This window comes from Flammeovirga yaeyamensis (genome assembly GCF_018736045.1).
Lineage (GTDB): Bacteria > Bacteroidota > Bacteroidia > Cytophagales > Flammeovirgaceae > Flammeovirga > Flammeovirga yaeyamensis.
This window is the reverse complement of record NZ_CP076133.1, coordinates 374,145-388,278: the sequence shown is the minus strand read 5'-3', so window position 1 is coordinate 388,278 and position 14,134 is coordinate 374,145. Positions and strand designations below refer to the sequence as shown.

Below are 14,134 nucleotides of genomic sequence, written 5' to 3'. Positions count from 1 at the left end.
AAAGTAATAAGGCTATCTCCTTTTAAAAATAGGGATAGCCTTGATTTTAATTTAATATATAATCTATTATTTCAATTCCAATTGAGAAGTTTTCTTATAGTCTTTACCTCTTTTAGAGATAAACTCTTTTAAAAGTTGTTGTACCAATTCAGGATTTTCTTTTGCAATATTCTTAGTCTGAGCAGGATCCTCTTTTAAATTAAATAGAGCCAATTCATTTAAGTTGCCCAATTCAATATTTACCTCAGTATTTACTTTAGGACCCTCATAAGCTGGCATTAATACATAATCTCCTTTTCTGTAAGATGTACGAGTTGTTGCCTCTAAAATAAGAGAAGATCTTCCTTCTTTTGATGTACCTAATAATGCAGGAAGTACATTTTCTGAATCTTGAGATTTCATTTTACTACCAACTAAATCTGCCAAAGAAGCAAAAAGGTCCATCTGACAAACCAAAGCATTTGATGTTGAAGGTTGAATTTTACCTTTCCAATAAGTAATAAAAGGAACGTGTGTACCTGCATCATATAAAGAGTACTTACCACCTCTTAAACCTCCATTAGGATCGTGGTCTCCAAGTTTTTCAACTGCATCATCATAGTAACCATCATTTAATACTGGTCCGTTATCAGATGACAATACAATTAGAGTATTTTCTTCAATACCTGCTTCACGTATAGTTTTCATCAGCTCTCCAATACACCAGTCAGCTTCAGCAATCACATCACCTCTTGGTCCTAATGTAGACTTACCTACAAATCTTGGATGAGGAGTTCTAGGAACGTGGGGTTGTTGCATGGTGTATGTTAAGAAGAAAGGTTTGTCCTCTTTCGATTTTTCAGTAATGTAATTTTTTACTTTACCTAAAAAGTGGTCAGCCATATCAACATCACTCCAAATGGCCGATTTCCCGCCTTTCATGAATCCAATTCTTGGGATACCGTTAATAATACTACTGTTGTGACCGTGGTGCCATTTCATCGTCGTCAACTCAGGGTTTTCTTTACCACTTGTTTGACCTGGGAAGTTATTATCATAATCAATTTCAATAGGATCGTTGGGGTCTAAACCAACCACATCTCCATCTTCGATGTAAACTGTTGGCACTCTATCTTGGGTTGCTGCCATAATGTAAGAGTGGTGGTACCCAACGTCATTTGGATTAGGATAAATATGTTCATTCCAATTTTTGTCATGAGTACCTAAACCTAAATGCCACTTTCCAATAATAGCTGTATTGTACCCTGATTCTTTTAGCATACCAGCCAGTGTAACTTGTGTAGTATCAATAAGCATTGGTGCCGAACCAGGTAAAATTTTAGCATTTTTTCTCCAAGGATATTGTCCTGTAAAAGCTGCATATCTAGAGGGAGTACAAGTGGCAGAAGAAGCATAGCCATTAGTGAAATTGATACCACCGTTTGCTAATGCATCGAAATGAGGAGTTTCAACACCTTTTGCACCGTTTACACCTAAATCACCATAGCCAAGATCATCTAGGTAAATAAAGATGATGTTTGGTTTTTGTGTAATACTTTCTTCAGACGAATTTGTTTGATTTTTTTGGCAACTTGTACCTAAACAAGCCATTACGATCAAGAGGGGGAAAATTATTTTTTTCATTTTAAAAAATATTTATTTTGTAATTCTTTATTATTTTTTTATCGTACACTATTTAGAGTAGTGACTTTATATACTGTTGAATGCGAATATGTTTCACCCGGTTTTAAAATTGTATTAGGGAAGTTGGAATGATTAGGTGAATTGGCAAAAAATTGGGATTCAAAACAGATAGATTCTCTTGCTTTAAATGCTTTTCCTTTATCATTTTTATCTTTACCTGATAAATAATTTGCAGTATAAATTTGTACACCAGCCATCGTGGTTGTCATTTCCATTTTAATTCCTGATTTAGGATCGATAGCTGTAATAAGAGGCTCGTTTGTGTTCTTGTTTACAAAATTATGATCTAGCCCTTTTGCCAATAAAATTTGTGGATCCTTACTCTTTACTGCTGATTTTACCTTTTTGAAATTTCTAAAATCAAAGACGCTTCCTTCTACTTCTTTAATTTCTCCAGTGGGCAAACCATTACTTTGTAAAGGAGTAAATTGATCTGCATTTACTTTTAAGGATAGATCTAATATTGAACCATTTCCAGCACCTTTAAGATTAAAAAAGGCATGGTTTGTTAAATTTATTGGAGTTGGTTTATCAGTCGCTGCAGAATAATTGATAACTAACTCATTTTGAGAAGTAAGTATATATTCTACATGTGTAGTTACTTGACCTTGGTAACCACCATCCCCATCTTTTGATATATATGAAAGTGTAACCGATGAATCAGATACTACTTCAATGGTCCATAATTTATCGTGAAAACCTGCTTTTCCACCATGCAGCACATAAGCATCGTCGGTTAAATGATACTCTTTACCATACAAGGTGAAATTTTCAATTCTATTGGCATAACGACCAACAATTGCACCATAATATGGGGCAGCTGCTTTTTCGTATTGTTCCTGTGATGAAAAGCCTAAAACAATATTTTGTTCTTTATTTTTATTGTCTTTTACATACCATGAAACCAATCGAGCACCATAGTTGGTTATTCCTATTTTGTTACCTTTTTTATTAGATAATTCTATGATTTTGAATGAATTATCGTTTTTATTCATGCAAGATTTAGCATGTAAAGTTCCAAACGCTATGATGAAGAATAGCATTAAAAAATATAATCCAGATTTCATTTATTTAATTGTTTGTTGTGGTTTCTTTTTTTTCCTTTTCCGTTTGTTCGTATTGTGAAGGAGTCATTCCAAAGAATTCTTTAAAACACTTACTAAAATATTTTGGATTGTTAAATCCAACAATATAAGCTACATCAGAAACTCTATATTCTTCTTTTGTAATCAGAAAAGCAGCTTTCTTTAAACGTGCTTCTTGTAATATATCTTTTGCAGATCTACCGGTTACTTTTTTTACTTTTCGGTAAAAGTTTGAATGGCTCATTCCCAACTCTTTTTCTAGAGTTTCAATAGTAAATTCAGAATCAGATAATCCTTCTGCTATGGCATCGGAAAGTTTGTTTAAGAATTTTTCATCTTGAATGGATAAACGAGGCTTATCTTCATCCACAGGTTCTTTTTCTTCTTCTGAATTTTTTTCTTCTTTAATGATCAACCCTTCTTTATTTTCTGTCGTACTTTCTTTTATTTGATTATTATTTAAAGATTCTTTTTCGATTACTTTCTTTAATTTAGAATCAAGTTGATTGTTGGCTTGAATATTAAAGTTCTCTTCTGCTTCTCTTTTAAATTTTGATAAATACAAAATATAAATTATGCCTACTAGAATAATAAAGTAGCTAAGGAAAGCATACCAAGTTAAATAATAAGGTCGTTCAATTTCAATAGTCAAAGTGTGATAATCTTCATCAAAAATTCCATCAACAGAAGAAGCTTTATATTTTAATGTATATGTTCCATAAGGTAGATGAACATATTCTATGTGACGATTATTATTACTAAGATATTTCCATTCAGTATCAAAACCTTCTAGAAAGTAAGCATATTCTACTCTTTTAGCACGTCCCACTTCATTGACCATAAAGTCTAATGAGAAGGAGGTTTCATTAGGAGAAAGTGTAATCTCTTTTAAGTCAGGGATAAGTTGTTCAGTTTTTATCTGCCCATGGAACATTTTATTGGGCAAAACTCTATCACCAAGAATATTGAATTTGTCTATGCTGGCTTTGAGCCCTTTATCACTCACCACAATGTCTTTATTATTAAAAGAAAAGAACAAATGATTGGTCCCAAAAAAGATGTCTCCACTATCCGTTTTGCAAGAGGCATGTTCTGAAAACTCAGCACTTGGTAGTCCGTTTTGTCTATTGTAATTAATGATATGAATCTCTTGATTCTGTATGCTTAAACGACTCATACCATTATTAGTACCTAACCAAATATTTCCATCATTATCTTCTTCAATACTTTGAATCATATTTGATAAAAGTCCATCGTTTTTTGTGATCACTTTGTTTTTAAAATTTTCACCATCGATTCTTTTCAAAATATTCAAACCGTTGTAAGTGCCAATAAGGTATTGACCATCTATTGTTTTTCGGATAGATCTTACGAAGTCATTCGAAATCACTTTCTCACCAATATTAGAATTAATGATGTTTACATTCTTTACATTTTCATTTTCATCTAAAGAAAGAATATTTAATCCTCCTCCTTCAAAACCTACCCATATTTCATGATATTCTTTGTCATAAAATAAGACACGGGCATTTTTCCCAGATAAGTTAGGAACAGATTCTCTATTGTAAATTTTAGAGGAATACCCTTTTACTCCATCCTTTTCGAATCGATAAACACCTTCTAATGTTGCTGCCCAAAGTACCCCTTTGGTGTTGCCTTCGAGTAGGTTGGTACAAGTAGATGGTATAGAAATAATCTTATTTACTTGATGAGCATTTCCTTTATCGGAAATTGTATAAATACCTTGTTTAGTACCTACAAATATCTTTTGATCAATCTTTTTGATATCAAATACCAACAATTCTCCTAGACCGACCTTTTTTGTGACTTTACTTTTTTCATCATACACATATAATCCTCCATTGTGTAGACCAAAATAAATACAATTTTGCGACTCATCTTTATAGATGGAACGAACAAAATGTGTAATCTTTTTATTATCAATGTATTTGGAGATATTATATTGCTTAAATGGATTGTTATCTACATCTAAATAATTCACTCCTTCACCAATAGTTCCTATCCACATTGTACCATCTTTACCTAGAAATAATGTTCGGATTAATGGTGTGGAAGTTTGCATCAGTTTATGGAAATAGATTTCCTCAGTTTCTAACTGAAAATTATTAAGGTAAAATAATCCGTTGCTTACAGAAGATATCCAAAGGTTTCCATTCCTATCTACCTGAAGGTCAGAAATAGATCGAATATCTTTCCACTTCTTAATTTTCTTTTCTTTAATGTAATATTTATTGAGATCCTGAGCAGTAGAATACCAAATATTATTGTTGTTGTCAAAATCTATAGCAGTGATTTTTACTTCTCTTAATTGTTGAGGTTTTGATAAAATACGGATTCTGTTTTTCTTGGCATTGTATTTAATCTTGGCCAACCCATGGCTAGAGGCAATCCAAAGTACTCCTTTTTCTACCGGATCGGGTTTAATGTTATTTATAGAAGATTGAGGAAACACTTCATTTACTTTAATAAAGTTACTTTTTTTTATTTGATCTGTTTCCTGATTGATATTTATGATGTACAAACCGCTATGAGTACCTACAAAAAGGTGATTTCCTTGAATTTGAAAAGTATTTACACGTTCTTTTCTCGATACATATTTATTTAAAGAGATTTGTGTAAATCTATCGTACAAAGGTTCATAAATGTTCAAACCGTCGTTTGTTCCGATCCAAATCCTATTCTTTTTATCTTCTGCTAGAGCATAAATTGTATTGTTGGATAGGGTGTTATCTCTATCATCTCCAATATTGAATACCTTAATATTGTATCCATCATAATAATTGAGTCCATCTAAAGTACCAATCCATATGTATCCATTGTGATCTTCCAATAAAGAATACACTTCACTATTCGATAATTGCTGTGAAATAGCATGTATCTTAAATGTATTCGATGCGAAAGAGGCATTAAAAAGGATAAAAAGTAATATGGTAAAAATATGTCTCATTGTATAAATTTAGTACTCTCTAATTTTCTTTATTTAATAACTTAAAGTTAGCATATTTAGAGTGGTATTTATTTAATTCTTAGATCTCTTATTTATTTAAAAAGGTTAAAAGTATTCTGCAGTAACTCTATTACTATCATTACTTATTCGTAACAAAGTAAGGTGTTGACTTTTAGGATCTTCTTTAAGATTATTTTCTTGTTTTAACATTCTCGGATCATTCTGCTTTTTTAATTTTTCTGTCATTAACTCAGACATCAAGTTAATCTGCTTCTGATACGCACTTAATTTGGAAAGATTATTTAAACAATCAGGATCTTTATGAATATCATAGAGTTCTATTTTTTCTGGAGTACTGTGTGCCCAATCCCAATAATTATTATGAAGGTTTTCCATTTTTTGTTTTAAAATCCATTCATAAGTAGGATTTATTTCTCTAGCTATTTTAGATGATCTTGCAGGAATTTGTAAAAGGTTATTATTTTTATAATTCTGTAGGTATAAATAATTATCCATTACTAAACCCCTAACAGGATAATCGTTTTCAGAGAACTGATTGATGTGATTTTTTTCTTTACCAATCAATATATAATTCCTATCGCTATCGATCCAACCCTCTCTATCTGTATAAAATATATCTGTAAACGATTTCCCACTCATCTCTTCCATTTTTGATTTTGAAGAAATATTGGCCACTTCTAAAATTGTTGGGGCAATATCAGTAAATGAGATATAATCATTTATTACTCTACCAGGATTATTGATTCCTTTCCCCCACATAATAGCTAATGGCAAATGAATACTCCTTTCATATTCCATACCTTTTACTCTAGGGAAAGGTATTCCGTTATCCGATGTTACAATAACTATAGTATTGTCTAGCTGATTGGTTTTATGGAGGAGATCCAACATTTTACCTAAATGATGATCACTGTATTCCATTTCAGTAGCGTAATCTAATAAATCGTGTCTTGTGGTATCATTATCTGGTAAGAATTTATAAATATCTTTTTTCTTGATATCAGATAGAGATTTACCTCCTACATTTACCCCAGATCGGAATGTATAATTTCTATGAGGCTCTCTTGATCCATACCAAAAAGCCCAAGGCTCGTTCTCTTTTTGTTGCGACAAAAAGTATTCAAAGTTTTTAGAGTAGTCGTCTGATGAAATTGATTGAGTAGGAGGGATCATTTTAAATTTATTAAAAGATTTTCCCGTAAGTTTTCTTGGTTGGTTATTCATGATACCAGGATCTCCGGCGTCCCAGCTTCTTCCTGTATATCCAACCAAATAGCCTTGCTCGTTTAAGGCTTCAACGTATGTTTTAAATTTGGATGGGAAAACAACCCCTTCTCTTCCTGCTTGTTCTAATTCCCATGGATTTCTACCGGTAAGTACTACACTCCTCGATGGACCACTTGCTGCTATGGGAGTGTAAGCATTCATAAATAGTAAACCATTTTTTGCCACTTTATCAAAAGAGGGTGTATTCACAAATTTAGATCCGTAAGCACTCATAAACATTCCCGCATCGTCGGCAATACAAAATAATATATTAGGTCTTGCGTGTTGAAAAGTTTTAGTTTTATTACAACTAAAAGTAAATACCGCTAAAAGGATAAAGGTTATAAATTTAGGTTTCCATTTATCTTTATGAATATGTAATAAGGTCATTTCTTAAGACGATAAGATTTCATACTTTTTTTGCTTAAAACAAATATGGCTTTCTAAAAAACAAGTGATGTTACACTTTTATTCCTTTTTAGATTAAAGTCTAAAATTACTCATATATCTCATAGTTTTTTATTCATATGGATCTCTAAATTATGGGATAATAAACGTTCTTTTAATGATGTATATATCGGTAAATCAGTGTTTAATATTTTGAACAATTATTTCACCTTATTAAAAAACAGTTTCTATCCCTAGTCTATTTTAAGCATGTGTAAATTGCATCAAAATAAGAAAGAAATGAAAAAATAATTACGTTATGCTAACAAAAAAATCAACCTTAATAATACTATTGCTATTCAGTAATTTCATCCTTGCACAGGAATATAAAATGATCCCACTTGAAGATCCTAAATTTGAAAGTGAGAATAAGAAATTTGAAATAAGAGAATATGGTGGAATAAAAAAAATGGGTGTGCCTGGAATTTTTATTCAATCAGATAAAGGTATGCATGTCTATAGTTCCGGTATAGTTCAATTCGAAAGCAGAAACGGACACAATAGTTTAAAAATAGAACTTAGCGAACATATTGAATCCTCTCAGATTAAAGTAATATTGAGAACAGCTGCAGTACAAATAACAGAAGCTGGAAATTATATTTTTGGATTTTATGCCAAATCGAACCATACAAAAAACGAAGCAAGTATTGGGGGTAATCTTACTAAAACAGCTGCATTTAAAAAACCAATTTCTTTACCTAAAACATCCTATAAACAAATTAGTATAGACAAAGAATGGAGTTTTATAATGCAAGAATTCACTGTAACCGAAGATGACCTAGATAAAGGTTATGGGTATTTGAGTTTTGGTATAGACATATCAAAATACAATAGCAGAAAAATTCTTTTAGATGATCTGATGTTAGCAAAAGTGACAATAGATAATTACCAAAGTTCATTCAAGACCGATTTTTCTCAACGACAAGCTATTTTGAACATTTTTCCAATGAAAACTCAAGCTGTTATATTGAAAGATCAATTAGTAGTTAGAGCATTAGACCCTAATGATTATACTGGAAATTTCAATAATTTCGGTTTTGGTCAAAAAATTAAATTAAATACACCACTACAAAATAGGGTAGGTACAAAATACAAGGTTAGATTTAAGCTAAAAGTGAAGGATACAAATAAGCTTTATCCATCGGTCGTTAATAAAAAGGCAGGTCAAGGGAATTTTATCAAAAAGAAACAAGAAACGACCAAATTTGCTTGTCAGGTTCAAATGATAGGTGATAGTGGACATATATATAAAAAAACGACTAAGCAAAAAGTGTTGGTTTCTAATGAATTTTCAGAATTTGAAGCTATTTTCACAATAGACCAAGATGAAAAGATTAATCAGTTAATGATTTCTATGGGAAGTAACTTAAATGCTTATGTAGGAAATCTGATTATTGAGGAAATAGCAGTCGACCCAATCAATTAATACCTATAAAGTAATTTATATTCATCAAAAATAATCATTATCACCTCTCAGATATTCATAAATAGAATTATTGGAGAGGTGTTTTTTTGTTTTGTGTAATTGTATTGCAAATAGTACACCTTGTTTATTTAGATTCCTAACCATCATTAAATTGAGGTTATTTATTATTAAATTCGAAACCTTAACGAACAAACATTTTTATGAAAACCTAAGAATAGTAAAATTGCACAAATTGTTCAGACCTTGTGTTTTTAGTTCAATTGGACATTTTTTGCTATAAAAAAAGACTACTTTTTCTGTTTTTGGTCTAAAATCCTCCCCTGTCAAGGAGTTGTCAAAAGTACATTTGTAAAAACAGTTAAAGCATTTTTTTAATTTATTTAAGGATGAAATGAAACTACAAAAAAGACAACATTGGCTATTATTGTTGTGCATGATATTTTTATCATTTAATCTTACTTATGGTCAAGGTGGAAATGGTTTTACCTTAAAAGGGGTAATAATTGATGAAGAATCTAATCTTCCACTTCCATCTGCGATTATAAAACTAAAAGATACTGAAAAAGGCACAGTAACGGACTTTGAAGGTAACTATACGCTAACAGGCCTAAGTGTCGGACAAACTTTGGAAGTTACCTATATTGGTATGAAACCAATTGTTTGGGTTTATAACGGTGAAAAAACAAAAGATTTTACATTAAAGAATGAAGAAAAAATACTAGATGAAATTGTCGTAGTAGGTTACGGCACAATGAGTAAAAGGGATATTACAGGAGCCGTTGGTTCAGTAAAAGAAGATGAGAACATCGCTAGACAGTTTAATACTGTAGATCAATTATTACAGGGTCGGTTATCCGGTGTTCAAGTAGGAGGTAACAGTGGTAACCCTGGTGGAGCTGTTTCTGTAAAAATTCGTGGTGTGAACTCTCTTAGAGGTAACAACGAACCTCTATACGTTGTTGATGGTGTAATTATTAGTAGTGCTGGCGAAACTATGGAAAATGGCTCTAATGCAGCCACCGCATCGGCAGGTCCAATTAACGGTCTGGCGGGTATAAATCCTAGAGATATAGCTAATATAGAAGTGCTTAAAGATGCTTCTGCTACCGCAATTTATGGATCAAGAGGAGCAAATGGTGTTGTTTTGATTACCACAAAAGGTGGATCAAAAGGTGATGCTAAAATCAATGCTTATGCGCAAACAACAATCAGTCAAAGTGCTAAAAATATTGATGTTCTTGATGGTTACGAATATGCCATGATGTACAACGAAAGAAACATGATGGAAGGATGGCAACCTATTTATGTTTTGGATCATCAAAATAGAGAAGTATATGATGCTGCTACTGGTACGAAGTATGATCAACACAATTGGCAAAACGAAATCTTTAGAAATTCTGTAAGCTACAATGCAGGAATGTCAATTCAGGGAGGCACAGAAAAAAGTAAATATTATTTCTCAGTTGGATATCAAGATCAGGAAGGTATAGTCCAAAGATCTAAACAGAAAGGTGGAGATATGACTTTTAATTTAAATCAAAAAGTATCCAACAAGTTATCGCTAGATGTAAAAAACACATTGTTTTATATGGATGGTATGTTCCCTCAAACAGGAAACAAAGCAGGTGCTAATAACTCATTAATCAATAGAACTGTTGCACAGAATCCACTTACAGGTGTTCTAAATCAAGAAGATAATAATGGAGAAGGAACGCAAAACACTCCAGTTAAATTCTTAGAAAATAACGACGATATCACCAAGCAATTTAGAAATATTACTGCAGTTAAATTAAACTATAAAATTTCTAAAGCATTCAAATTCCAAGTGAGAACTGGTTTAGATTACCGTTCACAAGAAAGAAAAATCTGGTTTGGTCCGGGTACATTCCAAGGAGATCAATACAATGGTCTTTACAGTGAAATGGGACAAAACAGAACAAGTTATAATGTGGATGGTATTTTATCATACAATAAAAAGTTTGGTAAAAAGCATAGAGTAAATGCAACAGCGGTAGTAACTTATGATAATATCGACAAAGCTAGTAATACTTATGTAGTATCAGATTTTGACAATAAATCGAGAAGAACAGAAGCCCCTCAATTAGGTAAAGTGGTGGTTTCTCCTTACAAATACATGCCTTACAACGAAAATGTATTTTCATACTTAGGTCGAGTAAATTATACATTCAATAATAAGTATACAGTAACGGCTAACTTTAGAGCAGATAAATCGTCTAAATTTGCAGAGGGACATCAATGGGGATACTTCCCTTCGGCATCAGCTGCTTGGTTTATCTCAGAAGAAGCATTCTTAAATACATCGAATGTAGTATCTGATCTTAAAATGAGAGCAGGTTGGGGGGTTACAGGTAACCAAGGAATTCCTCCTTATAATACTTTCCAAGGCTACGATACTAACTTGTACGGAAGTATTTCTAATGGATCATTAGTAGGTACAATACCTAATAATATTCCAAATGCTTCTTTAACTTGGGAAACAACTGAACAATATAATGTTGGTGTTGACTTTGGGTTCTTTAAATCAAGAATTAATGGATCTTTAGATGTTTATCATAAAACGACAAGAGATTTGCTTCAAAAAATTGCAGCTCCAGCTTCTACTGGTTTCGATAACTTCTACGTGAATAGAGGTACAATGAGTAACCAAGGGGTGGAATTAAACTTGGAAGCAGTAATTCTAGATAAAAAAGATTGGGGTATTACTGTAGGTGGTTCAATTACAAAAAACATCACTGAATTAGGAGATCTTGGATTGCCTTCTTCACAAATCTATATGAACGGAACACCTGTCCAAGCACAATATTATTTAGGTGATAATGTATCGAATTCAATGGATGCTGCAAACATCTTTATTAGCGGTCAGCCAATCGGTTTATTCTACGGATATAAAACAGATGGTATCTATACTTCTGATGAGGAAGCGAAAGCAGGACCTTTATTTGGTTCAGAAAATAAAGCAGGTGATATCCGTTTTGTGGATCAAAATGGTGATGGTGTAATTACTGCCGAAGATAGAACAATTATTGGTGATCCTAACCCAGATTTTATCTATAGTTTTAGAACATCAGTAAGATATAAATCTTTATCATTAAGCATGCTTTGGAGTGGAGTACAAGGGAATGATGTTTTGAATGCAAATAAAATTTTCTATACGTATACAAGAGGTGGTAATCAATGGTCATTAAGTAAAGATGCCTATTACAATGCTTGGTCACAAGAAAATCCAAATGGTACAGAACCTAGAATTTTATTCGGACAAGAAAATGTAATGGATAATTATGTAACGGATCAACTTATTGAGGACGGTAGTTACTTGAGACTTGCGAACATTACATTGGCCTACGATTTACCAGTGAAAACAAAATCTTTAAGTAATATCAATCTTTACTTTACGGCAACTAACCCATTTACATTTACTAAATACAGTGGTTACGATCCGGAAGTAACGAACGACCTATACAACGGTTCATTAATAGGTGTTGATTGGGGTGCTTACCCTAACGTCAGATCTTACTTGATAGGTTGTAATCTAACTTTCTAATATCCTAGATTAAAAAAACTATTCGAAATGAAATCAATATATAGTATTATCATAATTGGACTATTAAGTTTTGCTTGTAAAAATGAAGTATTACCAGTCCTTACCGATGATGAAGTGTATGGCACAGTAGAAAGTCAAAAATCGGCCGTATTGGGTATGTACGGTACAATGATAGACTTTAAAGGATACGCTTCTCAACAGCACGACATGACGTTAAATTCGGGTTTTTTCTATTCAGGTAGAAAGGAATATAATTTTACGCTTGCCTCTTTAAATCCGAATCCAACCGATATTCCTGTAAACGATACTTGGTTGAATTTTTATAAAACAATCAATAGTGCAAACGATATCATTTACAATATCGAAAAGCGTTATCAAAATGATATGCTAGGGGAAGGGGTGCCTACAGCAACAAGAGATTATGTTGGTCAAGCATACTTCTTGAGAGCGTTTAATTATTTCCGAATTTATCAATATTGGGGAGGTGCACCACTACGTACTTTACCAGTATCGATGGAAGAGGTGTATAAAACTAGATCGTCTAAGGCTGACATGTTGGATTTGATTATCTCGGATCTTCAGAAAGCATCGGAGTACATGTTAGGAGATGAACAAGAAAGTGGTTTCCCTAAAAAATATGCAGCTAATTTCTTATTGGCTAGAGTTTACAGCTCAATAGCGTATGCTGCAGAAAGTAACGATGAGTGGTTAAAAGTTGAAGGTTATACTGATCAAGGTAGTGCTAAATATTGGGACTTGGCTTATGAGGAAGGCCTAAAGGTATATCAAAAATATAGCTTAGTACCGAGATATGGAGACCTTTGGGAATTGGAAACAGGAAACAATACTACAGAATCAATTTTTGAACTTCAGTTTAGTATTACATCAGCAACACAAACTTCGTTTTTTAGAACCTATACACCAAAATCATATACTAAAGGGGTAAACAATTTTGGTAGATTATATGCAAATCCAGAGTTGTACGATTTGTTTACAGAAAACTCACCAGAGGATCCTAGAATTGCAGAAACATTTATCAATAGATATGTGGGATACAAGTTGGAAGAAGACGGTAGTATAGGAAATAATGGTTGGGAAACGTTACATTACCCTGAGAAAAAAGTACAAGGTGAAGTAACAAGATTAAACTTAGCTACAGGCTTTGTACCTCTTTACAAATTAATGCAGAGAGATCGTTCTGCTGTTACTGTAACTGCTAATAAAAACTGGATTATTTACCGTTACGCCGATTACTTATTAATGATGGGTGAAATTGCAAATAAAAAAGGCTTAGCATCAGATGCAGTAAACTATGTTAATGAAGTCTTGGGTAGAGCTAGAAATTCAGGAGAATCCGTTTCTGAATTTCCTAAAGATTGGAGTGTAATGGATCAGGAGGCTTTTGATAAGCAAATCTTTATTCAAAGAAGAATTGAGTTAGTAGGAGAAGGTTTAGATTGGTTTGATGCAAGAAAGAGAGGTTATCAGTTCTTTAAAACAAATGTGATTGATAGACACAACGATTTTGTAAATGGACCATTGGGTGTCGATGGTTTGGATGTTATTTATCCTACAGATAACAAAATTCAATACTTACCAATACCAAACAACGAACTAAACTCCAACCATTTGATTTCTGCAGGAGATCAAAATCCTGGATACTAAACTTGAATGAA

7 protein-coding genes are annotated in these 14,134 nt (G+C 32.5%); 3 read left to right on the top strand and 4 right to left on the bottom strand.

Going from position 1 to position 14,134, the window contains the following annotated elements; all coding sequences use genetic code 11:
- Positions 1-66: 66 nt before the first annotated feature.
- The 4 genes from KMW28_RS21890 to KMW28_RS21875 all read right to left on the bottom strand — a co-directional run bounded on the left by KMW28_RS21890 (position 67) and on the right by KMW28_RS21875 (position 7,413).
- Positions 67-1,623 (bottom strand): sulfatase family protein, encoded by a 1,557-nt coding sequence (locus KMW28_RS21890; RefSeq protein WP_169662243.1) that lies wholly within the window; start codon positions 1,621-1,623, stop codon positions 67-69.
- A gap of 38 nt (positions 1,624-1,661) precedes the next feature.
- Positions 1,662-2,750: an aldose epimerase family protein gene (locus KMW28_RS21885; protein WP_169662244.1), complete on the bottom strand. Its 1,089-nt coding sequence runs from the start codon at positions 2,748-2,750 to the stop codon at positions 1,662-1,664.
- A gap of 4 nt (positions 2,751-2,754) precedes the next feature.
- Complete coding sequence (locus KMW28_RS21880) at positions 2,755-5,736, bottom strand: ligand-binding sensor domain-containing protein (protein ID WP_169662245.1); 2,982 nt, start codon at positions 5,734-5,736, stop codon at positions 2,755-2,757.
- 105 nt (positions 5,737-5,841) lie between these two features.
- Positions 5,842-7,413 carry a sulfatase family protein gene (locus KMW28_RS21875; protein WP_169662246.1) on the bottom strand — a complete coding sequence of 524 codons (1,572 nt, stop codon included), beginning with the start codon at positions 7,411-7,413 and terminating at the stop codon, positions 5,842-5,844.
- Positions 7,414-7,729: 316 nt separating this feature from the next.
- Here KMW28_RS21875 and KMW28_RS21870 point away from each other — a divergent pair, with 316 nt between their 5' ends.
- The 3 genes from KMW28_RS21870 to KMW28_RS21860 all read left to right on the top strand — a co-directional run bounded on the left by KMW28_RS21870 (position 7,730) and on the right by KMW28_RS21860 (position 14,123).
- On the top strand, positions 7,730-8,896 hold the full coding sequence (locus KMW28_RS21870) for a hypothetical protein (RefSeq protein ID WP_169662247.1): 1,167 nt from the start codon (positions 7,730-7,732) through the stop codon (positions 8,894-8,896).
- Positions 8,897-9,287: 391 nt separating this feature from the next.
- Positions 9,288-12,458, top strand: coding sequence for a SusC/RagA family TonB-linked outer membrane protein (locus tag KMW28_RS21865; protein WP_169662248.1), 3,171 nt, complete (start codon positions 9,288-9,290; stop codon positions 12,456-12,458).
- A gap of 27 nt (positions 12,459-12,485) precedes the next feature.
- Positions 12,486-14,123, top strand: coding sequence for a RagB/SusD family nutrient uptake outer membrane protein (locus KMW28_RS21860; RefSeq protein ID WP_169662249.1), 1,638 nt, complete (start codon positions 12,486-12,488; stop codon positions 14,121-14,123).
- The last annotated feature ends 11 nt before the right edge of the window (positions 14,124-14,134 follow it).